The sequence below is a fragment of the Pantoea sp. BR_17 genome, from assembly GCF_041955125.1.
Taxonomy (GTDB): domain Bacteria; phylum Pseudomonadota; class Gammaproteobacteria; order Enterobacterales; family Enterobacteriaceae; genus Pantoea; species Pantoea stewartii.
Genome location: NZ_JAVAXT010000005.1, coordinates 190928 through 217778 on the forward strand (window position 1 = coordinate 190928; position 26851 = coordinate 217778).

A 26851-nucleotide genomic window follows, 5' to 3' on the forward strand; every position below is an offset into this window, starting at 1 on the left:
TTTATTAATAAATATTAAGCATCATTTATCAGCCGTTCAATTGAGTATATGTCGGTTTTATTTATAGCAATTGTTTTGATTTTTTTTGAAAGTTCCAAGCAATGGCTCATTATTTCACTCTTTATATCGTTCGTAATTAAATCTCTGCACCAATTTGAATTATGTACTTTGAAAACCCGCAAGCACGATTGATAGATATCATCGCATTTAACATCATCCGTATCTCTATTAATTACAGTTTCATCAAATAAAACTATCAAATCTAAATTTATGTCATCGTAGGGTCCTCCATGGCAGTAGCCAGCTTCCCATCGATCGTTGCTAATTGGAAAGTTCAACGTTGTCTGAACAGCATCAGGCATTACAGGCTCTCTGCTTAATACTATTCTCGATCCCGCTATAAATTTACCTTGTGAACTAATGTAACTTGTATCTCCAGACAATATTTCCCATCCAAGCTTCGACATATGAAGAGCGAAAGTTGTTTTACCTGTACCATAGTCTCCTATCAAAGCAATTGTTTTGTTATTATTTTTGATACAACATGAGTGTAACATTAATCGCCCAAGTCTTATAGCCTGGAGAGATAGCAAAGCGAGAACTCTCCGTCTAATCTCAGTTTCGTCGACTATATTATTGAAATAATAAACTTTATAGTCACTGATTAGATATTTTGTTTTATCTTCAAATTCTATAATATTTTTACTAATCACCCCCCCAGGAATTCTGCTAATTAGATCTGCATATAACTGGTCAGACATATTGATATTATAACCTTTTACAAACGTGTCTCCTGAGGATATTACCCATGTATTCATTTTTTAACCTAAAAAGGGAGTTGAAATTGATTCACTTTGCATTAATTAGGTTTTTATACTCAAAACCATCACAAAAAATAATTTCGAATAAGCTTGCTTTCGCTGGGGTTAATAAACCTCTATGCATTATTTCATTGCAGTGCTTTAATAAATCAGGGTAACTAGTATGGTTATCAACCAATAGATTTGCTATGTAGTTTACTTTTCCTATATACTGAAAATGAGAATCATTTATATCGAATTTATACTCTTTCCCATTTAAAAGAAGCACATCGAAAAAAGATGATAAATAAGGTGGCCTGACAATGAGTGATGATTTAAAAAAACTCTCCCTAAATAAATGTAACAGGGTATGTTTATAATTATCTTCCTCAGAAAGAAATGAGTATCCATCATTTTCTATGGAATCACATAAGTTTCTCTTAGTTACTTCATCTCCCTGGGAGTCTGAAGTCCAACCCAACAAGAATGCAATATCTACCACGACAGGTATTTCATCAACTACTTTCGTGAAATGAGGTAAATGGTCAGGGCTTATTTTATATTTCAATATAGTTTCTGGTTTGTGTTCTTTGATTGTTCTTTCTTGATGTAAGTAAAAGCCGCATTTAAATCCGAGTTCTTTTAATACATTTGATACCCTTTCGGAATTTTCTCTCTCAACCAAGAAGTCAATATCATTAAAACTACGATGGTGATCTTCTTTATAAATTTTAGACAGTGAAACGCCTTTCCTTATCGCGTATCTAATGCCTTCGTCGTTGAAAGCACTCACAATCTTTTTCATTTCATTTATCAGAATCGATCTTTTATTACTATTGTATAGGCAATATGCGTTTATGAGTTCAAATGTTTTTAATCCTATTTTTTTTTGTAGCATTTGTTCTTTAACGACATGGTTAATTATGGGTAATAGCTTATGTCTATTAAAGAAAACCACATCTAACTCCGTAGCTAAAACCATTGGAGTATCTTGAGAGTAAGAATGATATAAGTTTCGATAAAAATTAAAACGTTCAGATTGTCTCATATTTTATCCATTATTAGGTTTCAGTTATGAAAAAGTCGTGGGTGTTTTTTAACCAATTAAATTTTTAATAAAGTATTGATGTAATGTGCTTTCCGTCGAAAAGGCCAGCCCACAGTTGAGAATAATTACTCGAAACTATTTGGCATAATTTTGGTATGCTCGGTTATCAACACTAGATCCCCCGTTTTTAAACTACTCCTTATATCAGTAAATACTATGTAACTCACTAAAAACGTTAATTTCCTTCGTTTTGCATATCATCCAATTGACTACTTACGACTTATAACTTCGTTAATTTTTTCCTTGCCATGAAATCCGTTCAGTGACGCGTTACTACAGTAAGCACCTAGATTGTCACAGTGTAATAAGGTGCCTACGCTGATTGTGTCCTTATAAAGTGTTGCATAGCCCAGCATATCGAGTGCAGTACAACTGGGGCCATATACCCGACAGCGGACAGTCGCCGTGTTACTCGCATTAGGTGCATCATGATAAAATTCGAGATCGGGCTCTTTTATTCTCCGCAGCAGATAAAGGCCAGCTATTTGCGCAATGCCACTGTTAATCACTACATATGGGTTGGCAGAGTTCAAATTATAGTCGAGCACACTGCAGCTCAGCCTGCCTGCATTGCAGGTCAAAGCTCTACCACTTTCAAAAACCAGAGATACTGGTGGAAGGCGGCTTCCTGCGATAACTTTTTCCAGCTCTTCCGGGAGCTTATGAGCTGAAGTTAACACCTGATTATTCATTTTCTGGCCGTATGGAGCAGGAAATCCACCACCAACGTTAAGCATGTTAATCTGTGCAACAAAATCTGGTTCAACTCTCTCAATTTCTGCGACTGCACAGCGTAGGGATTCACTAAGTTGGTTCATGTCGGAAATTTGTGAACCTATATATAGATGAAACCCTACTACCGCTTTTTTTTCTCTATGCTGAGCTTTCGATAATAACATGTTAATAGTTTCTGAGGTCATGCCAAAAGGGCTATCCGGAAGACCATTAAAAATTCCGTAGCGAACAGATGGAAAGTATGAAAGTCGAAAAAGGCCCAGAACATCTACACCATGCTCTAAAAGTTGGCAGAATAAAAGGAAATCATTCGGTGATTCAATAGAATAAATTAGGTTATGTTTTGTTGCAGCATCACGCAGCGCTGACTGAGGTATAGAAAGTTTATCATTACCTGTAAGGCAGAGAGTTCTTTTCTTGCCTACATGACTACTTATTAATGCCAACTCTTCTTTTGATGCTATATCAAAGCCGTCTACTTCGTGACTTAGGAATTTTATTAATTCTATATTATTATTTGCTTTCAATGAGTAGAGAATTTGACTATTATAAGGTAACATCTTCCTAAGATTGTTTACATTTTTTTTTATCATTTCAGTTTTATACTCAATATAGGCATCTCTTATATTATTCACTAAAGGCATTTATAATCTCCCCAAAGGTAAAATCTTCAGAAATCATCTTCTCTAGTTTATCTTCCGGTAAGAGCTTCCCGCTTTTAGCTTCAAGCTCTACGATTAGCCCTACCAGTAATAAAGAATCAAGGCCCGCATCATATACATTCATCCTTAATAAATCATTATTAAACTGATGCCCAGTATTACGCTTCACAAAATCATTAATTATATCAATCATTTTAACCTCGCTTGAATTTCTTCAAAATTTGTAATGTTTCAATGTTAATCTTATTCAAATCGGCATTGTTAAACATGAGTGGAGCAGATAATAAATCGGTATAGGCCTCTTGAAACCATCTATTTTCCTTCTTATTCTGATATCCTTCTTTAAATCCAAGTATGTCGAGCATGATCTTCATTCCGTTACAAACGTTCTCAGAAATTATTATTTTCGCTGAGTTATTTTGAATATGCTGCTCAAGCACATCAGTGATCTTTTCTTTATCTAAAGAAGGTGGGTGCTGTTCAAGACGTTCGATCATGCATGAATTGATGAGATCCATATTTATGACCTGTTGCATTTTTTCATAATGGTAAAATTTATATTCTTTTACGATATGCTTTACAAAGTGTAATGCACGATTGAACATAGCTGCCCAAGATATTCCCCAATACAGATGAGCATAAAAGGCTAGCACATTATTCGATAAATTCAGATTATGATCGTCTATGATATAGCAAAATTTCTTCTGTACGCTGAATTCGACGCTCTCAATTCTATTTCCCTTCATACCCCATGTGTCAATCGTCACCTCATTTTCGATATGAAGATCTTTCTTATCACAAAACACGATTGAATTTTTAATGCCAATTAGTCCAGTGAAGATGAGGTGAGTGGCTTCAGCAAAATAACTTACACATGGGCATTTTCTAGTCAGTAGTTCAGCATTATTTTCAAGGTTTACTCTGCTATTCAGGCTCGCCCCATTTACTGAGGTCGTTGCTGATGCAATTAATCCTGTGTGTTTCAGACTACTGATGGAGGAAAATTTTAGCACATTTACAGCCTGCATGTGCTGGCTAAAGGTTACGGCAAGAGATAGTGATACAGCTGTAAGTTGCTCAATTATGAACCGGACATCTTTATGTCCCAATTCATTTTTTAAATAATGCTCATTGAAATGACTCTTAGATAGACGATAGGATAATTCGTCAACAGTTTTAGAATGAATAATAAAATCAATTAGATTATCTTGATGTTCATAATTTACTGATAATTCTATATTCTTCATAAAGGTTTTCCATCAACTGAGAAATGTGAGGCGTAAGATTGAAGTTTCTCTCTTTAATAGCCATCTGATTTATAGATACAGATAGGTCATGGTAACTTTGGCTCAGTACTAACATCTTATTTTGCATAGAATTATTTTTAAGAACTTTACAGGCAAACGAAGAAAACCAACTGCGCGTGATGTGCATTTTCCAAAGGTTACGATTCCAAAGAGGTATTGCTGAAGATGTTTTATTAATAATCATATCTTCAGTTATATCTCTTTTTATTATATTGTGAATGTCAGGTGTGTTATATTGGAGGTACAATTCACAGCTCTTACTGAACTCTGCCAATATCTCATCAGTGTTTAAATGTTTTTCTGGCTTTTGCATCACGAAGAAAACAGCAACTTTCTCGTCCTCACGAGAAAACAAATGATTCCAGGACATTAGCTTAAATTTTTCATCGCTGGTTTTCATAACTAGCTGTTCATTTTTAATATTTACCTCTTTCGTATAGATCATGTGTGGAATATCAATGGGCAACCCTGTCTTTATTAGTCTCATTCTGAGTAGAAGGCTGCTATACGAATGCTGAATAACCGCCCCCTGTGATAACTTGAGATCCTGAATGAATTCTTTTTTTTCATTGTGCAGATAGCGCTTCTCTATGATGATGAACCCATAGCGTTCGAGATTTATTATTGGGTGCCCATATTCAATAGCAAAATTCTTCCTAGTATCCATATACTTCAGGTATATATTATTATAGGCGCAGTGCTCAACTACTTTTTGATATACGGAGTTCTCAAGTACGCTTATAACGGATTGCATTCTACAGTCTACAGGCAGCACCATTACATCCCCTTAAGGTTTATGTTTTCTTTTTTTATGAGAATGACTTCTTTTAAAACAATCGAGTGATGTTCATAAAAGTATTTTTTTACAGTCTCTTTAATCCTTTCATCAAGTAGGTCTTTTCGGGATGTGATAATAATTTTATTATCTTTACAGGATATATTATTAATCTCGGGGTAAATCTGTTGAATGTAATGCTTAACCGACCTGCTATCGATTCTCTTTCCATTAATTTTTATAATTTCATTCGATCGTCTCAAAAAGGAGATGAAGCCATTATTGTCGACATGAATGATGTCGCTAGTGTTAAGCTGGCGTTTCCCCTTGTGCTCCGTAAACTGACAGGGGCCCTCAGATGCATAACCATTGATCACATGAGCTCCCCGTGTAATGCATTCTCCCGTGCCACTTCTGAGAATACGTTCATCCTTATCTTTGATTAGTACGCTGGTGCCCGGTATCGCTAACCCCACGCAGTTGCTTTCTATCACGCAGATTTCAGGAGGTGTAATGCTCACCCGCTTACATTCCGTAATGCCGTACATCGTAATGATTTGAGTTTCCGGTATTAACTGATGACACTGCCTTAACGTCTCTTGTTCCAAAAATTCACCCGTCAATGTGATGTAGCGAGGCGTTTTTCCAGACGCATCAAGCTTACGCAGGGTGAGATACTGCTTCAACAAACCTGGAATTAGCGCCAGATAGTTACAACCATAACGAGAAAATATATCAAAAGAGCGGTGCGCTTTGAGTCTGAAATCACTGTATATAACAGTACCCCCACTTGCGATAGCCATCAGAAACTGATAGAGACTATAATCAAAGGACAGGGGCGTGGTAACGCCAATTTTTGTTTCATTATCATATTTAAGTGTTGCAGAGATGCTGGTCATTGAGAAAAAAATATTATCCTGAGACACAGTCATTTCTGTAGGCTTATCAGATGTTGTTCCGGAAGAGTGAAACGAGAGGGTAGAACTACTTACTTTACGGTTCATTATTTCTTCAGTAAGCATCTTCTGAAGTTCCAAACCAGATGCCTGATGCTTATAGTCCTCTATTAACTGCCAATAATTTTCTTCTTTTGTCGTTCCTTCCCATCCCCGGTGAACTAAGGCTACGCTGATATTATTATTTAGCAATGCCAGCAACCTTACTACCGTAGAGAATGCAGTGGTTTCTCTTAACAAGACCTTTTCTATTGTACTGGTGTTGTTTCGAATTTCCTTGGTGTAGATGAGTATAGATTCCAGGAGTTCTTGATAGGTGATAACTCTTTCATTTTCTATCAGGAATTTTTTTTCCCGGTGGCGATAGATATTCATCAATAGATAGTCTGGTAGATTCATCCCCCCCCCCATTATGTAAGTTATTCGCCAAGGCGAATTATTCTGTCAGCAGAAAGAATAGTTTCATTACGATGAGCAATAATTACCCTAGTCATCTTTAATGCTTTTATATTTTCACTTATAATGCTTTCATTTCTTATATCAAGATGGCTTGTTGACTCATCCATAATGAGCAAATTAGGTTTTTTATATAAGGCACGGGCAATAAGTAATCTCTGTAATTCGCCCCCAGAAAAAGCATCCGATCCTGAGTGGTACCAAGTATCATATTTCATGGCTAACCTGTCTATTTTTTTATCAATATTTGCCATGATACAACATTCAATAACACGCTTTATGTCAGGATGCTTCTCAAAGCTTGAAATATTTTCGATCAGAGTTCCTGAGAGCAACCGATCATTTTGAAATACGGTAGCTACATTTTTTCTATATGATTTTATATCAATATCTTTTAGTTCAATATTTTCAATGTATATACCGCCTATATAACTGTCATAAAATCCAGCTAAAAGTTTTGCCAGCGTAGATTTTCCTGTGCCAGAATCACCGGTAATAGCAACAGACTCACCGGCCTTTATTTCTAGGTCAAGATCTTCAAAAATCGGATTTTCATGCTGACTATATTTAAAGCTTAACTTACTAATCACAAGATGAAATCCTGTCTCTTTTCTCTTAATTGTAACATTCCCTTTTCTCTCATCACTCATACGCAGTATTTCGTTTATCCTGTCGCTATAAACTGACATTAGTTTAATTTCAGTTGTCTTTAAAATAAAATCCACAGTGCGCGTGAAGAAGAAACTTCTGATAAAAAGATAAGTAAATACACTACCTATCGTCAGTCCGCCACCCCACAGGAATGCAAATATTATGAATACGGTAATGAATTGGTCTGCATTGTTCAGGCTTGTTTTTAAATCAATTAACAACAATGCATACTTATCATAAGTGTGCTTATCACACTCAGCATCAAATGATTTATCAAGCCAGCGTCTGTATCGATTTTTTTCACTCTGCGCCATTTTTATGCTGGCCATTGCAGTAATGGACTCTTGCACAATCGAGTACAGAATAGGAGCTTTGGAATATTCACTGTTTCTTGCATACATCTGATTTTTGTAAAATATCATTCTAACCAATACAAATACTGCAAGAACCGTTACTGTTACTAGTGGGAGGAGATGATTTATAAAAAATAGAGCTGTAAGCGATATAACTGAAAGCAGGGCGTTACTAATAATGTTAGATGATTCTGTACTAAATGTTCTTCTTATATAGTTTATGCTATTTAATCGCGCAGCTATTTCTCCGGAATTCTTTTTTTCATAAAAACTCATAGGAAGATTGAATATCTTACTCTGAAGTTCTTCCTGCATGGTTAAATAAAACTCACTACCCTTAATGAGTAATATTTTGTTTTTTATTACTGAGACTATAATAGTTAATATTATCAATATTGTGGATAGCATCACATATCCAGAGATAACATTTGAAGAGGTCTCTTTAATGACTTTGTCGATGAGCCATCCATAGGAGAATGGAATTGCAATATTGATTATCTCAAGAAGCAATGTAATTCCCAGTATGTACGGTATGGTGGACATAAAGATTGGGAAAATTATTCTTTTTACATGATCTTCATTCTTTTTTTTTCTCTTAACAAGATCAGTTTTAGGCGTCATAATTAGGCAAATACCATTAAACTGTTTTTCGAACTCCTGCTGTGGTATTTTCATTCTGCCACTAACTGGGTCTATAATATAGAAGTTTCCCTTTCGATATGCCTCAAATACAACATAGTGGTTATTATTCCAATGCAATATAATTGGCTGCTTCTGTATAATTAGTTTTTCTGTCGAACATTTAATAGCAGTACTGCTAAATCCTATTTCTGTAGCGATGTTTCTGAGAGTTAGAAGGTTTGTGCCGCGTACACTCGTTGAATACGTGAACTTTAATTCTTCAAGTGTCAGCTCCTTGCCCCAGTAAGCGGATATCATGCAAAGGCATGCATGTCCGCAATCGGCTTGCTCACTCTGTAAAATAATTTTTATTTTTCTTCTCATCGTAATCTGACTATTTCTCGAGTAAAGAGTGAATTAGGTTCTGTTTGGTTTCGATACCAATATAAATTACAGATATGCTGTTACGAGGTGTCAGTTGGAATGAGTTTGTGGAAAATTCTATTGTTACACCACAGTGTGATTTATTCTTCTTATATGCTGGTTGATAATGGAAAGTATACTGACCATTGCTTTCTTTATAGGGATTTTCAACCCTTAATTTAGACTGCACGGCGTCCCGGCACTCTGATTCAGTCATTTCTCGCGGAAGCTGAGTGGTAAGTTGATACATGCTTAGAACTTTACCGCTGACAACCTTGTTTGCTATCAGCGAAGCTTTTAAATCATATTCTTTTCTGCTTATAACTTCAAACTGCGTTAACAATATGGCAAGAATACTCAGACTGGCAGCAACGCACATTCCTGTTATCAGGATAAAAGTTCTACTGATGAATTTATTATTTAGACGCGTGGTCAGTTCTGTCGACATATCTTAAATGAACACCCTATTAGATACAGGGGAGTCACCTCCCCTGCGTGTGTACTATCAGGCTTTCATACCGCCTGCGATGGCCATCATCTCTTCCTGAGTTAGTTCAACAGCTTCGTTAGTTTCAATTAGCTCTAATTCATCATTCAAAATCATAATGTATCTCCGTGAGTTATTTACATTCACATCAAAAGCGTTCATATCAACCCTTTTTTGTTTCATGTAAAATACTTGATTTTTATTTCATGGATAGACCCATGGCTACCGCACAACACTTGCAAAATCAGCGCTGTTTTGGTTTAGCATAAAATTTATACATAAACTAAATTCATTTAACCATGGCAATTATTCCACTTATTGTAAAATAATGTAAAGATTAGAAATTATAAGTTAATATATGTATGTTTAGTTACATTAGATTTTTTGTTGATATGAACAATTTTTTTAAAGTACAGGATTCTACATGACCAAATTAACTGGTCAGTTAGAGGGTATGACGAGTCTACGTGTACTCTAATGGAGGACAACCGAAGGTGAGGACGCCGAGTTTACAAACACAGTTAGGCTATAGCCTCTTTTTACCACTCTTATGGTGAAAACTGGTTATTCACCAGCCGCCGGTAGATATTATGCGCGCGCAACGCATAGGGCTAAGCAGTTATCGCTTCAGCACTAAGTTCCGCTGATCCTCTTGCTTCAGCAGATAATCGATAAACTCCAGCAGCTAAATAGCTGCGCCTAGTACCGCTACACTTTTGCCAGCGCATGTTTACCTCCGGGGAATGGATTGGCCGTTTCCATAAAGTGGCTAACCTTTTTCGACAGTTGCCACATTGACTTCAAAATGACGCCTGTATCGTTCAAGGTTTGGCATCACAATCGACAATGGTTTGGCATGCGTCCGATCACTCCGGGAATTAACGCTTTCTTACACGGTCCCCGTTGCTGATTTTTATGTCTACGAGGCCATCGCTGTCCATAGAGAAAAGCTATGAGTGCTATGTAAACCTGTTTTAAGATCCTTCAGTTTAAATTCGACCAGAAGCTGACCAAATGTTGTATCGCACTGTCGCTGAAAAATAGCGCCCCCCCCGTTGTTGAGGTCCTGGCACACTTCAGAGCCGCCGGCCTGGCATCGCCCCTGCCCGAATCATTTCATAATGCGCTGGAATAGCGCATATTCCCGGCAAAAGTACGGCCGCATTAAGACCTCATCATGCCGGCTCTGCTTCACTGCGATACCGAGATGCGGAAGCCCGGCTTGATACGGCAGCTGCTGTGGATGGATTAAAAGGCTCAGGCCGACGAGTGTGCAATGGGTTACTCCCACTTCTGCCGCTTCTTCGGGAATATAAAAAGACACGCCGTCTCTCCATGCGCCAAGAGCGCCGCGCCGGCGAAAAACCCTTTATCGACTTCTGCGGCTCGACGGTTCACGTTATCAACCCGGATAACTGAGACAGCCTTCAGTATTGCTAAAGATAAATATGAGTTGGCGTATGCATTGGCATGCTTGCGGCAGAGTTCCAGGGCTGAAAACCCGGCTTCGGCCTCGCGGAGAATACTGATGATCTGTTCGTCGGAAATTCGCTTCTTCATGGGGATGTCCTCATGTGACTGATGAAGACGTAACTAACATCGCGGTGTATTAATCAACGGGGAGCAGGTCAATGGCTCAGATCCTCTCCATAAACGCAACGACAATGATGTTTAAGCCAGTATCCCCAGCTGAGTATGTTCTCCTGGTCGAGAACCTGTTCCAGCAGACCACAATCAAAATCAATTTTACTGATAATGGAGTTATTTTTTTCAAGCTCAGCCTGAATAGCGGTAAGTTGTTATGTCGTAGTTTGATTGAGTTTATGCCTGAAAATGATTGTCATATCCAAATCAGACTTACCTGCCTCAGCTCTGCCTTCAGCCACGCTGCCATAGACTTAAAGTCTGTGTATTAGGTCAGGAAAGCAAAGGGGCAACTTCGTCACGACACATTCGAGTACACGCGAGAATGCAGGCTGGATTTCAGTGCATTTTGGCAAAGGAATATCGTTATTATTAAAGACGCCCATCCTTGCTCCTTTTGCTGAGTTTATTTTCAGGAGAGTAAGTACACTGTGTCTGAAACTTTTGATTCCAGACGATTATGACTCACCGTCCGCTTCTCGCTCATAGCGGACTGAAATTAACCCCAATAATTCACGAAGTGCTCGCATTTTGCTGTGAGCAAAATAAGAGCTATCTTCTGATGCAGCGATTATAGCTCGGGATGCAGACCAAACTGGGGCTGACGGACGAAAGCAGCGCCGACTGGCTGCCTAAGTGCGACGATTCGAACGCAGCATGGCAACCTGAACCGGCGAAAGCCGGTTTTTATACCCATCATACACCCGTGATGAAGGATATGCGTCACCCTTCACCCATCCTTCACCCGTTAACCACATGATATAATTAGATAAAACAAAAAGGTGAACAGTGTGAAGGATTATTTATAAAATCTTTTTTTGTAGGATCTCGCTTTCTGGCCGCGCAACTGTTTTATAACATTTGAACGCCTAAAAAAGGAGCAATAAATGGACACCTCTTTTTTAATGCACTGGACACTAAAAATCGTGAACAGTTTGACGCAGCTATTTATGCCTTGCAGGGGGATGTTGCTGCTGCTGGCGCTCGACTATCCATAGATCCCCGCTTGCGTCTTGAGTATTCGATGCGTATCAAAGAGATGGCTGACGATTTACGATCCCGAGTTAATGCTGGATTGCTGACATGGGAGTAAGCTGCGAAAGAAGCTCAGGAAACGCGAAATCTCATCTTGGAAATGATCAGGACTCGCAGTACGCCACTTGGGCGCGCAATGGCGGAAAGAATGAAGTCATCGGGTAAGACGCTTAATGAGTTAGTCGCAAAGAAAGCGACCTCACTTTTTGGGCCTAAAACAAACTTTGCCAGCCTTTCTGAAGTGCAAAAAAATCAGGTGTATGCCAGCATTGTGGAATCTGCAGGTAAATCTAATCCCAGCGTTAACCTGAAGATGTTGCAGCTCTCACGAGCAGGAAAAGGGCTTATCGTCCTCTCTTTAGCCATCTCGGTATATGAAATTTATACCGCTGAAAACAAAGTTGCTGAAACCGGTAAACAAATAGCGATTAACGGTGCAGGAATAGCGGGAGGTGCTTTAGCAGGTGTGGTATGCGGCCCCGGAGCACCCGTTTGTGTTTTGATTGGTGGATTTGTTGGTGGTGCACTTGCCGCCTTTGAAATGGGGCGTTTTGGGGATAGTCATGGAACAAACTCTCTCGGTAAAGCTTGTTGAGAAAAGTAAAGCGACTGATTTTCAGCAGGCCGTTTCTGGAGTAGTGATCGATAACATACCGACGGGTATCACTATAAAAGGGCAGATACTCGAAGCCTCAGTTAAAGTCGACAATGACAGGTATATTCTTTTTACAACGGATGATGTGATCTTTGAGGAGTTTCTTACTGTTACTCTCATCAGCCTGAGTCAGGGGATTATTGAAAGTTTGCAGGTTGGCAATGAGTATTCGTCAGGTTCTTTCGAGGCGCTGTCTGTCAATCACAAAACCATTGAGTTCAATTTCATTGGCGGGTCTGTCTGGACAATTAAATTGAACGACTCTCCAAAGCTCCGTGTCTCTTTCTTTTCGGATCCGCGTGGCGTAAAACGCTCTTCAGGTCTAAAAGCGTATCTGACGATAGATGCAAAGCCATCACCTTCCCCTACGTAAAAAAACATTTAACAAAAGCAATTGGTATACGCTTAGGTATACCAATAAATTTACAATTAGTAATTTGTATTTAAATTCAAAAAGATAGAAAACACATTCAGATTCCGCCAGCCCTGCGGGCTTTTTTGTCCCCTCCTGTGCCTTTGAAACCCGCATTAAAACTTACCGGTTCCAGAGAAGCATGATCATTTATTGCAGGTATCCGATATTGACTGACTTAATGGTCCATTCGTCATGGTAGACCTCAATGCATTACGGGAAAACCATTATTCATTTAAATAACGCTATTATGCTAAGCCAGCTTATTTCACAAAACAGAATCAAATATTTCACATAATCAGACTTATTATTGATCCAAGTCATTTTTCGCAACCTCTTAACAATTATATAAATTAACAAGAACATCTTTTACCTTTCGTAAATATCATCCCAAACGTAAAAAAAGATAATATTAAAAAGAAACTTACAGGCAGGGAATCATTCAGCAATCCAGTCAGTAAAAGAAGAAATTCTTCGTCTTAAATCTTTATATATCAAAGACCTGTCTTTCATAAAAAGCAATTACCCTTTCCAGCTTCCAGACCATTCCGGCCGATCCTGAACCATTAAAATTCTCACGCAATTACCCTGCGCATTTATTTCACCGCCAACTGATAATGATTATTGATTTGATTCCCATTTATATATCGCCTTATGCTGTTTATCAGCCCGTAAATATCTTCAGGACAAACAACCGTTAAAGGATTAACCGTTATGACGTCGTTAACCCCTCTCGCCCGTCGTATCAAAACCAGTCTGTTCATTCCCGTTTTTGGCATAGCTTCACCTGCGTTTGCTGAGCCGGAGATCACCGATCCCGATGAAGAGGTGATGGTGGTGACGGCTTCGGCTGTCGAACAGCGTCTGAAAGATGCTCCGGCATCAATTTCCGTGATTACCGCACAGCAACTGGCACAGGACGTTGGTAAATCGGCCACGGATCTTGCGGATGTGCTGGAACGTGTCGCGGGCGTATCCAAAGCCATCGGAACAGATGTGGGCTCCGGTATTCAACTGCGCGGTATGCCAGCGGCGTATACGCTGTTGCTGGTTGATGGCAAACGCATGAGCTCCAGCAACGGCATCAAAAGCACGCAACAAAACTATTTCGACGATATCAACTGGATCCCCGTTGATGCCATTGAACGCATCGAAGTGGTGCGGGGACCGATGTCCGCGCTCTATGGCTCGGATGCGATGGGCGGCGTGGTGAATATCATCACGAAGAAAAACAGTGATGTCTGGCACGGTACCTTAACCGCAGGCACGCGCCAGCCGCAGGACGATAAGCGGGGAAGTACCCAGACCTGGACAGGTAGCGTTGGCGGCCCACTGGGGAAAGGGTTTGACCTGCGTCTGAATGGTTCATGGAATAAGCGCCAGGCGGATAAAAGCGACACCGGCGCACTGCGCTGGGGAAGCGGTCAGGAGGGACGCAAGAATGAAAATTACGGTGCCGAACTGGGCTGGGATATTACCCGCCAGCATCGGCTGACGATCTCTACGCAGCAGGGAACCGAAGAAGGTCTTCCCGGCGTCGCCAGTAACGGCAGTGAAATTAATCTGCGCGGGGCCAGTAAGCTTGAGCGTGAAAACTATGCGCTGGATTACCGCGGCATTTTTGCATTTGGCACGGCGAAGCTAAGCGCTTATCAGAATAAATTTAAAAACTGGGTGTCGGACGTACCGGTTATCGCCAACGGCGCGGTGACGGGCAGCGAGGACAGCACGTTGTGGAATAAAGAATCCATTATTGAAGGCGATCTCAACCTGCCCTTCGAACTCGGTTTGCCCCAAAACCTGACCGTGGGCGCGCAATGGAAAAAAGAAGAGCTGCATAACCCACGCTCGCTGGGCGTGACAGCCGACGCGGCCGATACCTTTGGTAAACATACTGGCGAAGCGAAAAGCACCGGCATCTTCATCGAAAACCACATTGACCTGCGGGACGATCTGGCCCTGACGCTGGGCCTGCGCCGGGATAATACCGATTACGGCAACCGGACCACGCCACGCGCCTATCTTGTCTGGCAAGCCACGGATGCTCTGACGTTGAAAGGCGGCTATTCCGAAGGCTTTAAGGCGCCCAGCGTTCGTCAGGCCAGCAAAGGCTTTATCGAAACCTCCCGCGGTGCCGGCTGTAACGGCTATGCCGATTACCAGGGCGGGAGCTGCTATACCCTGGGGAATGACGCGCTGAAGCCTGAATTGTCGCAGAACTGGGAAGTGGGCGCCCTGTACGATTATGCGGGATGGGGCGTGGGCTTAACCTTCTTTGACAGCCGCTTTCAGGACAAAATTGCTTCCGCGCCGGTGGGCTATATTCCGGGCGATGCGTCCGGTAGCTACTGGCTGAAGCGCGTCAATCTGGATACCGCCCGCACGCAGGGCGTGGAAGGCAGCCTGACGGTGCCTCTGATTACGGAAGAGAAAGGCCCCTGGCTGAAAAGCCTGACCCTGAATAACACTTTCACGCGCATGATTAAAGCGGAAGACACACTGGGCGTCATGTTGGTGACCACACCAAAACTCGCCACCTGGTCCTCGCTGGACTGGCAGGTCAATGAGGCGATCAGTCTGTCGATGACCGCCAAATACTACGGAAAAATGCTGGGGCTGAATAACCGCGCGGATCAGGCCGCACGCGGCAATACCGCAACTGCACGTATCCGCCAGGCCTATATGATTTATGGCCTGTCCGGGCAGTACCGGGCGACCAGGCATCTGAAATTCAACATGGGCGTCGATAACCTTTTCGATAAAAATCCGGTGTCCGCGCAACCCTCTGCCAGTACCACCAGCGGCAATAACTATTACGTTCCCGGACGAACACTGTACGCCTCCGTGACGGCTTCGTTCTGATAACACTGAGGGTCCGCTCGCCCTGCTGAACATACCACGTACCCAGGGCGGAAAGCGGATGGTCAGCCCGACAACCGGGCACACTTTTACGGACAATGACAACGTACAAGGAGAAGGTATGCGTTTTTCCCGTCTGGCAGGTTTACTGGCGCTCGCCTGCTTACTGAGCGCGCCGTTAGCGTCGGCCAGCGACGCCCCCACCGTCCAGCTGTCGCATTTTCAGGGCACAACGGCCATTCCTCTGCATCCCCAACGTGTGGTGATCTTAAACCCGGTAACGCTGGACAGTGCCGATGCGTTAGGAATTCATCCGCTGGGCGTGCCCCGGACCGCGATAAGCTATCCGGCCCATCTGGCGCGCTACAACAGTGATGAGTACCTCAATGCGGGCACGTTATTTGAGCCTGACTATGAGGCCCTGAGCCGCGCCAGGCCGGATCTGATTCTGGCCGGCGGCAGAGCCCTGGCGGCCTATAACAAACTCAGCGACATTGCGCCGACCGTATCGCTGGATATCGATCCCAATGATGTTTTAAACAGCCTGCGTCAGCGAACCACGCAACTGGGCGAAATCATGGGTAAACAGGCGCAGGCGAGCACCGTTCTGGCCAGATTTGATGCGCAGGTTGCTGACCTTCGCCGCCAGGCGGCTCAGGCAGGCACGGCCATGATGCTGATGGTCAACGGCGGCAAACTCAGTGCTTACACACCGCATTCCCGCTTTGGTTTTATTTTTGATGTCCTGCAGTTCAGACCGGCCATCGCCCTGCCGACCGCCAGTAAACACGGAAACGCCATTTCGCCCGAACTCATCATGCAGGCCAATCCGGACTGGCTGTTCGTTCTGGATCGCGACAGCGCCATCGGCAGCAAGGCGGGCGTTTCTGCCCGGCAGGTACTGGATAATCCGCTGGTGCGCCGCACCACGGCATGGAAAAAACAGCAGATAATCTGGCTGGATTCGGCCTCGTTGTACCTCGCTGGCGGGATCCAGAGTTACAGCCTGATGATGGAGCAGATCAGGCAGGCACTCAGCACAGCCGGCGTCCGCCCAGAATGAAGTCCGTGGCCTTTAGCTTTAGCCTGATCCTGCTGGGGGCGCTGATGATGCTCAGTGTGATGACGGGCGTCACGCAGCTGTCACTGATGGACGTGTGGCGCGATGCCGACATGCGGGAGATTATGTGGTTGAGTCGCGTGCCGCGCACGGTCGCGCTGGTGCTGGCTGGCAGCGCCATGAGCGTTGCAGGGCAAATCATGCAAATGCTGACGCAAAACCGTTTTGTCGAGCCCTCTGTCGTGGGCACGACACAGTCCGCCGGTCTGGGCTTACTGCTGGTCATGCTGTTTTATCCCGCCGCGCCCGTCATAGTCAAAATGGGCATTGCCGCCCTGTTCGCCCTGGCCGGTACCCTGCTGTTTATGCTGTTAATCGCCCCTGTTCGTCAGAAAAGCGCCCTTATTGTGCCGCTGACCGGCATCATGTTGGGGGCCGTTTTCAGTTCGGTCACCACCTTTCTGGCGATGCAGTTTGACCTGCTGCAGGCGCTGGGCAGTTGGGAATCGGGGGATTTTTCCAGCGTGATGCAGGGGCGCTATGAACTGCTGTGGCTAGTAGGGATGATCGCCCTGCTCGCTGGCCTGCTTGCCGACCGCTTCACGGTCGCCGGTTTAGGGCATGACTTTTCCGTAAACGTCGGGCTGAACTACCGTCGTGTTCAGCTCACGGGCATAGCGATGATTGCGCTCATCAGCGGCGTGGTTATCGTGGTCGTCGGGGTCCTGCCGTTCCTGGGGTTAATCGTGCCGAATATTGTCAGCCTGCTGTCTGGCGATAACCTGCGACGCACCGTGCACTGGGTCGCGCTGACGGGGGCTATGCTGGTAGTAAGCTGCGATATCCTGGGGCGGCTTATCGTGCAGCCGTTCGAGATCCCGGTCAGTACGTTGCTCGGCGTACTGGGCGCGGCGGTGTTTCTGCTGCTGATTATGAAGGGGAAACGCCATGGCCGTTGAGTGTTCGCTGCCGTCTCGCGTGCTGAACAGGATGCGCTCCCCTGCCGGACGGCTGTGTTTGCTGACCGTCATCGCGATTGCGCTCTGCACGCTGTTTCTGACCCTTAACCTGCAGGGCAATATCGGCTATCTCCTGAAACACCGCGGGCAGATTTTACTGACTATGGTGCTGGTTGCGTTTGCCTCGGGCATCAGCACGCTGCTTTTCCAGACCATCACGCAAAACCGCATTCTTACGCCGTCGATCATGGGGCTGGAGTCGCTGTTTATTTTACTTCAGACGCTGATGGTCTTTTTTATTCACCTGTCGCCGTTGAGCCAGACCTACCCTGTGGTGCAGTTTCTGGGCGAAACGGCGCTTCTGATGCTGTTTGCCACGCTGCTTTACCGCTGGTTATTTATCCGCAGCGGGCTGGAACTCCAGCGCGTCTTACTGGCAGGCCTGGTGTTCGGCACGCTGTTCCGCAGTCTGTCCGGACTGATGCAGCGCCTGCTATCACCGGGAGAATTTGCCGTTTTACAGAGCCGGATGTTTGCCACCTTTACCCGCGCCGACAGCGACGTCCTGCTGTTGTCAGGCAGCGTCATTGCTGTTGTGACGGTAATCATCTGGCGCATGCGCCATCGCCTTGACGTGCTGGCGCTGGGCAGCGATACCGCTACCGCACTCGGCGTGCCCGTTCAGCGCTACGTTACCGGTCTGTTGCTGCTCATCTCCCTGCTGGTAGCGATCTCAACCGCGCTGGTGGGGCCAATGACGTTTCTGGGCTTGTTGATCGTGAATCTGGCCTGGCCCGCCATGGGCTCATGGCGTCATCGCGAGATGCTGCCTGCCGTGGTACTCATCGGCATGATTACGCTGACCGGCGGACAGCTCATTCTGGAGCGACTGCTGGACAGGGCAGGCACGCTGTCCGTCATCATTGAATGTGTTGGCGGTGGACTCTTTCTTTATCTGGTGCTTGAAAAGGTGGCAACGTGATTGAAGTGGTGAATGTGAATAAGCGCTACGGCACGCTTTCTGTTCTCAACAATATCAATGAAACCCTGCCCGCGTCGGGCATCACTGCCATCATTGGTCCTAACGGTGCCGGAAAATCCTCTCTGCTGTCGGTGATGAGCCGACTGCTGACGCCGGACAGCGGTGAAATCAGAATCGATTCGCTGATGGTGAACGAGGCGCACACTGAACAGCTGGCGAAAGTGCTGTCGGTGCTGCGGCAGGAGAATCATTTTACCCATCGGCTGACGGTGTACGATCTGGTCAGTTTTGGCCGCTATCCCTGGTCAAAAGGACGGATAACGGAAGCGGACAGGCACCATATTGAGCAGGCGCTGTATTTTCTGGATTTGTTGCCGCTGGCACAGCGTTATCTGGATGAGTTGTCCGGCGGGCAGCGGCAGCGGGCCTTTGTGGCGATGGTGCTGTGCCAGGATACGCAGTACGTTCTGTTAGATGAACCGCTAAATAATCTGGATATGAAACACAGCGTGACCATGATGCAGCAATTGCGACGAGCGGCGGATGAACTGCGCAAATCCATCATTCTGGTCATTCATGATATCAATTTCGCCTCCGCCTATTCCGACTACATCATTGCCATGAAAAACGGCGCCGTTTTTATGCGCGGTACGCCAGCCGACATCATGCAGCCGGACGTGCTGACGCGGCTGTTTGAGATTCCGGTGGCGATTGAAACGGTGGCGGAACAGCGGATAGCGATCTATTACCGCTAACCTGACTCACGCTTTCGTGGCGCGGAAGCGGAGCCGTGGAAGTCGCCGCGCGGTCCGCTTTATCACTGGCCGATTGCAGGCAAGCGGAGAAACGCGGATGCGCCCGGCTCAGCAGTAGAATATATGTCGGAGTTCTGCCTGCCCACGGGGCGGAGGACGGCAGCACATGCCTGCCCTGCTCAGCCGCCGAACGGTTCTTGACCCAACCGCGCGGCACTGCCCGCTATTTACCCCAGTAAACCCCATCGCAAAACGGCTTTCTGGCCCCTAACTGAGCCGACAATCTGGCGGCACTTTCCCGCATCAGGTCACCCAGCCCTGCCGCTTTGCGGTCCAGGGTTAAGCGTGATGACGGACCGGTCAGCGCCAGGGCGGCCGTTAATTTATCCCCTTCGCCAAACACCGGGATGGCAAAGGCGGCAGTGTGCGGATCGCGCGCCCCCGACGTATAGAGCGGTAAGTCCGGTGTCTCAGCAAACAGGGGTTCGCCCATTCCCCAGTAACGCAGCACCTGGCTAATCGCCGAGTTATCCAGAGGATAAAGCGAGCCCGGCAGTCGCGTATGGCGCAGGCCATCCGACGATTCCGCACGGAAGACGCAAAGACGCTGACCGTTATCAATCACATACCAGCTGGCGCTTTCATGGGTGGCCGAAGCCAGCGCCTGTAGCTCGGGCTGGACCACGCTGGCCAGATGAAACGACTGTTCGTAGAGCTTGCCCAGATACAGCAGTCTTGGTCCCAGGATATAAATCCCGTTATCCCGTCTGACTACATAACTCATGCGTTCCAGCGAATTCATCAGGCGATAAACGGTGGTTTTGTGGTAGCCCGAGAGCTGCGACAGCGCCGTCAGGGACAGGCTTTCTTCGCCTGGCTTAAAACAATCCAGCAATGCCAGCGCCTTCTCTACCGCATTAACTCCTTCGTTTCCCATTTCGCTTCTCCTGATTTTTGCTGGCACTGAGTGTACCTGAAACTGTGAGTCACATCTTATTTACATCACAAACAAGCTCGCAACACTGGCGCGAGCGTCAGTGTCACCGATATAGTAATTTCATTATGTACAACACAGTTTTACTCTGTAAAACATCAAACCTGTGAGGTGACCCATGTCCGCGAACGAAAAACCGATGATCAACCGCGACGTTACGCGAGTCAGTCATGATTATGTCAGACGTGCCGCTGAATTTCAGGCCGCGATTATTGCGGATGTCGCGGGCAGACGAGGCACGCTCCATGGCCGCGTTAAGCCACTGGGTGCGCATATGAAAGTGGCCGGACCGGCGGTAACGGTGGAAGTGCGTTCAGGTGATAACCTGGCGATCCATGCTGCGCTGGCGGTGGCCAAACCCGGCGATGTCATCGTGGTAGACGGTAAAGGCGATATCAGTTGTGCGCTGCTAGGCGAAATCATGGCGACCCAGGCAGAAGCGTCCGGCATTGCCGGCATTATCATCGATGGCGCGGTCAGGGATGCGGATGCGCTGAGCAACCACACCTATCCGATTTTCGCCGCTGGCCTGAATCCATGTGGCCCGACCAAGCTGATTCCCGGTCGTGTGAATTACCCGGTTTCTGTGGCCGGTGCGACGATCAACGCGGGCGATCTGGTGGTCGGTGATATCGATGGTGTGGTGGTCGTCCCACGTGACGAGGTCGAATTGGTGCTGGAACTCGCGGCGAAAAAGCTGGATATGGAAACCCGCCGTATTGCGGCAATCAAAGCCGGGGACAAAAGACCGACCTGGCTGAACGGTGCCCTGCGTGCAGCAGGCATGTTAGCGGAAGGGGAGGAACTCTGATGCGCAAACAGGATACTGTCATTATTACCGGCGCTGACATCGCCCCCGCCGCGCTTGCGATGCTGAACGATTATGAAGTGGTGTTTGCGGGCACCAGGCCAACCGAAGACGATCTGGTCGCGCTGTGCCAGCAGTATAATCCCGTCGGAATCGTGGTGCGCTATGGAAAAATTAACGCCCGCATCATGGACGCCGCGCCTGCGCTGCGCGTGATCTCCAAACATGGCAGCGGCATTGACGTTATTGATCAAGCCGCGGCGGCCGAACGAAACATCAGCGTTCAGTCTGCGCCGGGTGCCAACGCGGCGGCGGTGGCTGAACATACCTGGGCAATGATTCTGGCCTGCACCAAATCCCTGATTCCGCTGAATCGCCGGATGCGTGAAGGGCACTGGGACAAATCCAGCCACAAGTCCCTTGAACTGGAAGGCCGGACGCTCGGGCTCGTGGGCCTCGGCGCGATTGGCGGCCGGGTGGCCGATATTGGCCGCGTGTTTGGTATGCAGGTTATTGCTTACGATCCCTGGGCGAAAACGCTGCCCGCGGGCTGTGAGCAGGTGGACGACTTAGCCACGCTGTATGCGCGCGCGGATATAGTGTCGCTGCACTGTCCGCTGACCGCGCAAAACAGCCAGATGATTAATGACCAGGCGCTGGCACAGTTCAAACCCGGCGCCGTGCTGGTGAATACCGCACGCGGTGGACTGATTGATGACGATGCTCTGGAACGCGCGCTCAGGAGCGGCAGGCTCAGTTGGGCGGCGCTGGACAGCTTTACTGTGGAGCCGCTGACCGCGCCCAACCTCTGGCAGACGGTAGAAAACGTCATTATTACCCCGCACATCGGCGGCGTGAGCGATAACTCTTACGTGAAAATGGGGACGGCTTCCGTGACCAATCTGCTGAAGATCTTAGCGCAGAAGGAAGCGACGGTATGATGTGCCTGACTACACCGGAGATCAGGCAGACCACGGTATTTACCCGGCTGCCCGATCGTTTCCGCCAACCTGACAGCCACAATGCCTGGGCGGCCGCTAATCGCGGCGGCCAACTGACCGATTCGTTTCTGGAAGGGCCGGTCTGGCATCCCTCGGGTTGCCTGTACCTGACCGATATTCCGTATGGCCGCATATTCCGTGTCGATATGGCGGGCAACTGGGAGCTCGTCGTGCAGTACGACGGCGAACCCAACGGCATGAAACTGACCGATCCCGATACGCTTCTGATCACGGATTACCGTCACGGCCTGATGAAGCTGTGCCTCAAGGAGAACACGATCGCGCCGTGGCTCTCGCGCCGTAACAGCGAAAGTTTTCGCGGCGTGAACGATCTTACCCCTGACAGCCGGGGCAATCTTTATTTCACCGATCAGGGGCAAACGGGGCTGCACGATCCGTCCGGACGCGTTTACCGGCTCAGCCAGGACGGGCAACTGTCCGTTCTGCTGGATAACTGCCCGAGCCCAAACGGCCTGGTGCTGTCACCCGACGAGAAGGTGCTGTATGTCGCCATGACGCGCGGCAATGCGATCTGGCGCGTACCGCTTCAGCGTGACGGATCGGTCAGCAAAGTCGGCCAGTTCTTTACCTCGCACGGGCCAAGCGGTCCTGATGGTATCGCCGTCAACGCGCAGGGCGAACTGCTGATTGCTAACCCGGGGCTGGGCCGCGTCTGGCTGTTAAACGATCTGGCAGAGCCGATTGAGATTCTGACCAGCCCGGTCGGACGATCCACCACCAACCTCTGTTTTGGCGGCGATCAGCGCCGGCAGTTATTTATCACCGAATCTGTCAGCGGCAGCATTCTTACCTGCTCAATGCAAACGCCAGGCCACCCGCTGCCCTTTCTTTCCACTGCTTTTCTCTGAGAATAACTCTGCGTTGACGCAACGCAGCGGAGACAACCATGAATCTGCACTCAACGCCTTCCCGCTCAATGACGGAGCAGGATGACGTGCCCGTGTCCCATGACGGCATGACTCAAACGGATTTTGAACAAAGTGAAGTCGCGGCAGGCAAAGCCTTTCGCCGTATCCTGCCTTTTATTTTTATCTGCTACGTGGTCAGTTATCTGGATCGCACGAATGTCAGCTTTGCCGCGCTGGGCATGAACGCGGATTTAGGGATTACAGCAGAGCAGTTTGGCTTTGGCGCGGGCATGTTCTTTATCGGGTATTTCCTTTTCGAAGTGCCCAGTAATCTGATCATGCAAAAAGTAGGTGCCCGCATCTGGATCGCCCGCATTATGATTTCGTGGGGGTTGATCTCCATGGCCACCGCCTTCGTCACCGGTCCCGTCAGCTTTGCCTTTGCCCGTTTCTGCCTGGGCGTGGCGGAAGCGGGCTTCACCCCGGGCATTTACCTGTTTTTTACCTACTGGTTCCCCGGCAGCTGGCGCGCCAAAATCACGGCCGCCTTTCTGGTCGGCATTCCCGTGGCGAATATTATCGGTGCGCCGTTATCCGGCATGTTGATGCAAATTACCGGACACGACACTATCCGCAACTGGCAGTGGCTGTTGCTGCTGGAAGGCTTTCCGGCGGTAATACTTGGTGTCATGTGCCTGTTCTTTTTACATGACCGTCCGGCCAAAGCGGGCTGGCTAAGCGAGGCGGAAAAAGCATTGCTGAGCAGGCGGCTGGCGAATGAACAGAAAAAGATCGAACAGGCACACGGTTCCAGCCTGCGGGATGCAATGCGTAATCCCCTGCTCTACCTTCTGGCTTTTATTAACTTTTGCGGCATTGTCGGCTCAATTGGCGTAGGTTTGTGGATGCCGCAGATTATCAAACAGCTTGGCGTCAGCCACACCGCGACGGGTTTTCTGACCGCGTTGCCCTATATCTGTGGCGCCTTCAGCATGCTGTTTTGGGCACAGCGCGCGAATGCTTCCCGCCACCGTATTCGCTGGATCAGCGCGGCGCTGGTGATCGCCGCCGTGGCGTTAGGCTGCAGCGCCCTCATTGATGAACCCGTCCTCAAAATGCTTGCGCTGTGTTTCACTGTGAGCGGCATCCTGGCATTTCAGGCATCATTCTGGGCGCTGCCTTCCGGTTTTTTGACAGGGAGCGCGGCGGCGGGCGGACTGGCGATGATTGTCTCGATTGGTAATCTGGGCGGCTTCGTGGGCCCTTCGCTTATTGGCTATGTGCGCCAGACCAGCGGTGGCTTTATGTGGGCACTGCTGGCGGTGTCGGCGGTGCTGCTGCTGGGAGCCTTCTGCGTAGCGTCCGTCAAGGATCCTTACCGTCACACCTGACCGGACAAAACGACCACGCCGCCGACATTCAGGGTGGCGTGATGTCCCCTCGGATTATGGCCTCAGTTAACTAACCCCGACGCACGATCTGAATGGACACAAAGCCACGCCAATATCAGAGGCGGCGTGGTTTTATCCCCCACGGCTTCATTTCTCCATTATCCTCCTTCCTGCCGCCGTTCCTGCGCATGCAGACTGTTTTTCCACGCCGTTGTCTTTCCCACCGCAACAACGTTCGCGTTCGTCTGCTGATCGCGGCCCGGTATTTCCGATAACCGATACCGGTTTCCGGGAAGTATCCCATCACGATGGCAGGCGAGCACATGGAGCAGAGCGGGCTGAAACGGTATACAGGCGTTCTTGCAACATCAGAGCGCTCGGCCTGCCCGATAAGGATGGCGGAACCGAACACGGCACCGGTCCTTCCCGGCATTCCTGCGGTTCGCCTCACCTTCACTTTTCTCCGGTATAAAAAAAGCGCCCGGAGGCGCTTCAGTGATGTCAGCGATGCGACTTATTTGCTGACGGTCGACAGGCTGTGATCCGCTTCGATTCTGGTCGCGCTTTTGCGGCCCATGATCAGCACTGCGATACCGCCCGCCCCGCAGAGCACGGCCAGCGGAACCATGGCCAGCGCATGACTGCCCGTCTGCTCGTTGATGATCCCGTACACGTTAACCATCAGCCCGCCGCCAATCAGGTTCGCCATGGCACCGATAGCCGCCAGGCCCGCCGCTGCCGTGCTGGACGACAGCCAGCCGGAAGCCAGTGCCCAGAACGGCCCTTTCATGGAGTACGCGCCAATCAGCACCAGCGACAAAATGACCACGCTGCCCGCCAGCGACTGCGTCAGGAAAGCCGACAGTAGCCCACCCGCAATAAGGAACAGCGTCAGCGCCGTGTGCCAGCGACGTTCGCCCGTACGGTCGGAACTGCGGCCCCAGACGATCATCAACACGGACGCCAGGCCGTAAGGAATGGCGTTCACCAGACCGGTCGTGAAGTTGTCGAGTCCGAACGACTTGAGTAATTGTGGCGACCAGACGCTGAGCGTGGAACCTGCCGCCGAGGCACCGGCATAAATTAAGGCCATCACCCAGATGTGCTTGTGTCGCAGTAACTGCCACAGCGAGATATGACCGATCACCTTACGTTTCGCATTCTCGTCCGCCAACGTTGTGCTAAGCCAGTTGCGCTGTGCTTCCGTCAGCCAGGTCGCGTTTTCCGGGCGGTTGCTTAACAGGAAAAAGGCGGCTATTCCTAAAAGGATGGCCGGGAAGCCTTCTAAAATAAACAGCCAGTGCCAGCCACGTAAGCCAAACCAGCCATCCAGTGACAGGATGGCCCCGGAGATCGGTGAGCCGATAAAGTTTGCTGCCGGGATAGCCACCATAAAGGTCGCAATGACGCGGGCGCGGTATTTACCGGGGATCCAGTAGGTCAGGTAGAGGATCACGCCAGGGAAAAAGCCCGCCTCCGCCGCGCCCAGTAAAAAGCGCAGGAAATAAAGCATCCCGGCACTGGAGACAAAGGCCGTGCAGACCGACACGATGCCCCACGTCACCATAATGCGCGATATCCAGATCTTCGCCCCGATCTTTTGCATCGCCAGATTGCTGGGCACTTCAAACAGAAAATACCCCACAAAAAACAGGCTGCTCGCCAGGCCGAACACCGCTTTGGTCAGCCCGAGATCTTCATTCATCTGCAGGGCCGCCATTCCGATATTGCCCCGGTCAATGATAGCGATCAGATAACAGACAATCAGAAACGGCAGAATGCGCCATATAACACGCTTTACCGTCTGCTGCTCTATATCGGAGGTTATGGCCACATTGGGTCTCTTTTCAGACATGGTGTTCCTCACAGAAGGTTCATGGTTTTACATCTGGGTAAACTTCATGTTTTACTCTGTAAAACTATGGTGTACAAAGTACACTCATTATCTGGCGAAACTTTTTCCTGTGCTGGCAAATGTTATGAGGTTGTGTGACTTGTCACAAAAAGGGATCAGTTTGCCGTGGGATATGTGACGCAGCCGGAGCTTTTCCCGCTTCCCCCGCGTCCCCGGGACATGGCGCATTGAGCAGAAT

Annotated in this window: 24 protein-coding genes and 3 pseudogenes; 13 read left to right on the forward strand and 14 right to left on the reverse strand. The window is 47.6% G+C overall.

The window, feature by feature from the left end:
* Positions 1-14 precede the first annotated feature (14 nt).
* The 11 genes and pseudogenes from RAC60_RS10475 to RAC60_RS10525 form a co-directional block, all read right to left on the reverse strand.
* Positions 15-818 carry a hypothetical protein gene (locus RAC60_RS10475; RefSeq protein WP_375093589.1) on the reverse strand — a complete coding sequence of 268 codons (804 nt, stop codon included), beginning with the start codon at positions 816-818 and terminating at the stop codon, positions 15-17.
* Between the two features lie 31 nt (positions 819-849).
* Positions 850-1848 (reverse strand): nucleotidyltransferase family protein, encoded by a 999-nt coding sequence (locus RAC60_RS10480; RefSeq protein ID WP_375093591.1) that lies wholly within the window; start codon positions 1846-1848, stop codon positions 850-852.
* 269 nt (positions 1849-2117) lie between these two features.
* Complete coding sequence (locus RAC60_RS10485) at positions 2118-3287, reverse strand: hypothetical protein (protein ID WP_375093593.1); 1170 nt, start codon at positions 3285-3287, stop codon at positions 2118-2120.
* Positions 3271-3498: a hypothetical protein gene (locus RAC60_RS10490; RefSeq protein ID WP_375093594.1), complete on the reverse strand. Its 228-nt coding sequence runs from the start codon at positions 3496-3498 to the stop codon at positions 3271-3273. Before RAC60_RS10490 ends, RAC60_RS10485 begins: the two co-directional genes overlap by 17 nt.
* 1 nt (position 3499) lies before the next feature.
* Positions 3500-4552, reverse strand: a complete 1053-nt coding sequence (locus RAC60_RS10495) for a hypothetical protein (RefSeq protein ID WP_375093595.1) — start codon at positions 4550-4552, stop codon at positions 3500-3502.
* A complete protein-coding gene (locus RAC60_RS10500) occupies positions 4521-5390 on the reverse strand; it encodes a hypothetical protein (protein ID WP_375093597.1) in 870 nt (289 codons plus the stop codon). Before RAC60_RS10500 ends, RAC60_RS10495 begins: the two co-directional genes overlap by 32 nt.
* Positions 5390-6718, reverse strand: a complete 1329-nt coding sequence (locus RAC60_RS10505) for an AMP-binding protein (protein WP_375093599.1) — start codon at positions 6716-6718, stop codon at positions 5390-5392. Before RAC60_RS10505 ends, RAC60_RS10500 begins: the two co-directional genes overlap by 1 nt.
* Positions 6719-6762: 44 nt before the next feature.
* Positions 6763-8808, reverse strand: coding sequence for a peptidase domain-containing ABC transporter (locus tag RAC60_RS10510; RefSeq protein WP_375093601.1), 2046 nt, complete (start codon positions 8806-8808; stop codon positions 6763-6765).
* A 10-nt stretch (positions 8809-8818) separates the two neighbouring features.
* A complete protein-coding gene (locus RAC60_RS10515; RefSeq protein WP_375093603.1) occupies positions 8819-9295 on the reverse strand; it encodes a hypothetical protein in 477 nt (158 codons plus the stop codon).
* Positions 9296-9352: 57 nt separating this feature from the next.
* Entirely contained in the window at positions 9353-9496 is a 144-nt protein-coding gene (locus tag RAC60_RS10520) for a hypothetical protein (protein ID WP_375093605.1), read from the reverse strand.
* A gap of 546 nt (positions 9497-10042) precedes the next feature.
* A pseudogene (locus RAC60_RS10525) lies at positions 10043-10135 on the reverse strand (hypothetical protein); the annotation flags it as partial.
* A gap of 178 nt (positions 10136-10313) precedes the next feature.
* Here RAC60_RS10525 and RAC60_RS10530 point away from each other — a divergent pair.
* Positions 10314-10747: pseudogene (locus RAC60_RS10530) on the forward strand (IS21 family transposase); the annotation flags it as partial.
* 33 nt (positions 10748-10780) lie between these two features.
* Here RAC60_RS10530 and RAC60_RS10535 read toward each other — a convergent pair.
* Positions 10781-10894: pseudogene (locus RAC60_RS10535) on the reverse strand (transposase); the annotation flags it as partial.
* 667 nt (positions 10895-11561) lie between these two features.
* On the opposite strand from RAC60_RS10535, the gene RAC60_RS10540 reads away from it, so the two are divergent.
* The 8 genes from RAC60_RS10540 (at position 11562) to RAC60_RS10575 (ending at position 19695) form a co-directional block, all read left to right on the forward strand.
* Positions 11562-11738 carry a hypothetical protein gene (locus RAC60_RS10540; RefSeq protein ID WP_375093606.1) on the forward strand — a complete coding sequence of 59 codons (177 nt, stop codon included), beginning with the start codon at positions 11562-11564 and terminating at the stop codon, positions 11736-11738.
* Positions 11739-12161: 423 nt separating this feature from the next.
* Positions 12162-12608 (forward strand): hypothetical protein, encoded by a 447-nt coding sequence (locus RAC60_RS10545; protein ID WP_375093608.1) that lies wholly within the window; start codon positions 12162-12164, stop codon positions 12606-12608.
* A complete protein-coding gene (locus RAC60_RS10550) occupies positions 12577-13041 on the forward strand; it encodes a hypothetical protein (RefSeq protein WP_375093610.1) in 465 nt (154 codons plus the stop codon). Before RAC60_RS10545 ends, RAC60_RS10550 begins: the two co-directional genes overlap by 32 nt.
* 753 nt (positions 13042-13794) lie before the next feature.
* The gene (locus RAC60_RS10555; protein ID WP_058702320.1) at positions 13795-15942 is read left to right on the forward strand and encodes a TonB-dependent receptor domain-containing protein; all 2148 of its coding nucleotides are present in this window, start codon (positions 13795-13797) and stop codon (positions 15940-15942) included.
* A gap of 118 nt (positions 15943-16060) precedes the next feature.
* On the forward strand, positions 16061-17002 hold the full coding sequence (locus RAC60_RS10560) for a siderophore ABC transporter substrate-binding protein (RefSeq protein ID WP_058702319.1): 942 nt from the start codon (positions 16061-16063) through the stop codon (positions 17000-17002).
* Positions 16999-17958: an ABC transporter permease gene (locus RAC60_RS10565; protein WP_058702318.1), complete on the forward strand. Its 960-nt coding sequence runs from the start codon at positions 16999-17001 to the stop codon at positions 17956-17958. The genes RAC60_RS10560 and RAC60_RS10565 overlap by 4 nt, the downstream gene beginning before the upstream one ends.
* A complete protein-coding gene (locus RAC60_RS10570) occupies positions 17948-18940 on the forward strand; it encodes an iron chelate uptake ABC transporter family permease subunit (protein WP_375093612.1) in 993 nt (330 codons plus the stop codon). The genes RAC60_RS10565 and RAC60_RS10570 overlap by 11 nt, the downstream gene beginning before the upstream one ends.
* The gene (locus RAC60_RS10575) at positions 18937-19695 is read left to right on the forward strand and encodes an ABC transporter ATP-binding protein (protein ID WP_058702316.1); all 759 of its coding nucleotides are present in this window, start codon (positions 18937-18939) and stop codon (positions 19693-19695) included. The genes RAC60_RS10570 and RAC60_RS10575 overlap by 4 nt, the downstream gene beginning before the upstream one ends.
* Before the next feature lie 223 nt (positions 19696-19918).
* Here the strand turns inward: RAC60_RS10575 and RAC60_RS10580 are convergent, their stop codons facing one another.
* Entirely contained in the window at positions 19919-20632 is a 714-nt protein-coding gene (locus RAC60_RS10580) for an IclR family transcriptional regulator (RefSeq protein WP_058702315.1), read from the reverse strand.
* A 175-nt stretch (positions 20633-20807) separates the two neighbouring features.
* Between RAC60_RS10580 and RAC60_RS10585 the strand changes: the two genes are divergently transcribed.
* The 4 genes from RAC60_RS10585 to RAC60_RS10600 are packed head-to-tail and all read left to right on the forward strand — an operon-like array spanning position 20808 to position 24758.
* Positions 20808-21500 carry a diguanylate cyclase gene (locus RAC60_RS10585; protein WP_054633280.1) on the forward strand — a complete coding sequence of 231 codons (693 nt, stop codon included), beginning with the start codon at positions 20808-20810 and terminating at the stop codon, positions 21498-21500.
* Positions 21500-22438: a hydroxyacid dehydrogenase gene (locus RAC60_RS10590; protein WP_058702313.1), complete on the forward strand. Its 939-nt coding sequence runs from the start codon at positions 21500-21502 to the stop codon at positions 22436-22438. The genes RAC60_RS10585 and RAC60_RS10590 overlap by 1 nt, the downstream gene beginning before the upstream one ends.
* On the forward strand, positions 22435-23367 hold the full coding sequence (locus tag RAC60_RS10595; RefSeq protein WP_058702312.1) for an SMP-30/gluconolactonase/LRE family protein: 933 nt from the start codon (positions 22435-22437) through the stop codon (positions 23365-23367). The genes RAC60_RS10590 and RAC60_RS10595 overlap by 4 nt, the downstream gene beginning before the upstream one ends.
* A 38-nt stretch (positions 23368-23405) precedes the next feature.
* Positions 23406-24758, forward strand: coding sequence for an MFS transporter (locus RAC60_RS10600; protein WP_033739395.1), 1353 nt, complete (start codon positions 23406-23408; stop codon positions 24756-24758).
* 514 nt (positions 24759-25272) lie between these two features.
* On the opposite strand, the gene RAC60_RS10605 is transcribed toward RAC60_RS10600, so the two are convergent.
* Positions 25273-26613, reverse strand: coding sequence for an MFS transporter (locus RAC60_RS10605; RefSeq protein ID WP_033739396.1), 1341 nt, complete (start codon positions 26611-26613; stop codon positions 25273-25275).
* Between the last annotated feature and the right edge of the window lie 238 nt (positions 26614-26851).

Coding starts and splice junctions, on each gene's coding strand:
- RAC60_RS10565 (WP_058702318.1), top strand. CDS start 16,999: ATGAAGTCCGTGGCCTTTAGCTTTAGCCTGATCCTGCTGGGGGCGCTG.
- RAC60_RS10550 (WP_375093610.1), top strand. CDS start 12,577: ATGGAACAAACTCTCTCGGTAAAGCTTGTTGAGAAAAGTAAAGCGACT.
- RAC60_RS10490 (WP_375093594.1), bottom strand. CDS start 3,498: ATGATTGATATAATTAATGATTTTGTGAAGCGTAATACTGGGCATCAG.
- RAC60_RS10570 (WP_375093612.1), top strand. CDS start 17,948: ATGGCCGTTGAGTGTTCGCTGCCGTCTCGCGTGCTGAACAGGATGCGC.
- RAC60_RS10585 (WP_054633280.1), top strand. CDS start 20,808: ATGTCCGCGAACGAAAAACCGATGATCAACCGCGACGTTACGCGAGTC.
- RAC60_RS10560 (WP_058702319.1), top strand. CDS start 16,061: ATGCGTTTTTCCCGTCTGGCAGGTTTACTGGCGCTCGCCTGCTTACTG.
- RAC60_RS10480 (WP_375093591.1), bottom strand. CDS start 1,848: ATGAGACAATCTGAACGTTTTAATTTTTATCGAAACTTATATCATTCT.
- RAC60_RS10520 (WP_375093605.1), bottom strand. CDS start 9,496: ATGAACGCTTTTGATGTGAATGTAAATAACTCACGGAGATACATTATG.
- RAC60_RS10540 (WP_375093606.1), top strand. CDS start 11,562: ATGCAGACCAAACTGGGGCTGACGGACGAAAGCAGCGCCGACTGGCTG.
- RAC60_RS10600 (WP_033739395.1), top strand. CDS start 23,406: ATGAATCTGCACTCAACGCCTTCCCGCTCAATGACGGAGCAGGATGAC.
- RAC60_RS10605 (WP_033739396.1), bottom strand. CDS start 26,613: ATGTCTGAAAAGAGACCCAATGTGGCCATAACCTCCGATATAGAGCAG.
- RAC60_RS10545 (WP_375093608.1), top strand. CDS start 12,162: ATGAAGTCATCGGGTAAGACGCTTAATGAGTTAGTCGCAAAGAAAGCG.
- RAC60_RS10580 (WP_058702315.1), bottom strand. CDS start 20,632: ATGGGAAACGAAGGAGTTAATGCGGTAGAGAAGGCGCTGGCATTGCTG.
- RAC60_RS10595 (WP_058702312.1), top strand. CDS start 22,435: ATGATGTGCCTGACTACACCGGAGATCAGGCAGACCACGGTATTTACC.
- RAC60_RS10500 (WP_375093597.1), bottom strand. CDS start 5,390: ATGGTGCTGCCTGTAGACTGTAGAATGCAATCCGTTATAAGCGTACTT.
- RAC60_RS10485 (WP_375093593.1), bottom strand. CDS start 3,287: ATGCCTTTAGTGAATAATATAAGAGATGCCTATATTGAGTATAAAACT.
- RAC60_RS10505 (WP_375093599.1), bottom strand. CDS start 6,718: ATGAATATCTATCGCCACCGGGAAAAAAAATTCCTGATAGAAAATGAA.
- RAC60_RS10515 (WP_375093603.1), bottom strand. CDS start 9,295: ATGTCGACAGAACTGACCACGCGTCTAAATAATAAATTCATCAGTAGA.
- RAC60_RS10555 (WP_058702320.1), top strand. CDS start 13,795: ATGACGTCGTTAACCCCTCTCGCCCGTCGTATCAAAACCAGTCTGTTC.
- RAC60_RS10475 (WP_375093589.1), bottom strand. CDS start 818: ATGAATACATGGGTAATATCCTCAGGAGACACGTTTGTAAAAGGTTAT.
- RAC60_RS10590 (WP_058702313.1), top strand. CDS start 21,500: ATGCGCAAACAGGATACTGTCATTATTACCGGCGCTGACATCGCCCCC.
- RAC60_RS10510 (WP_375093601.1), bottom strand. CDS start 8,808: ATGAGAAGAAAAATAAAAATTATTTTACAGAGTGAGCAAGCCGATTGC.
- RAC60_RS10495 (WP_375093595.1), bottom strand. CDS start 4,552: ATGAAGAATATAGAATTATCAGTAAATTATGAACATCAAGATAATCTA.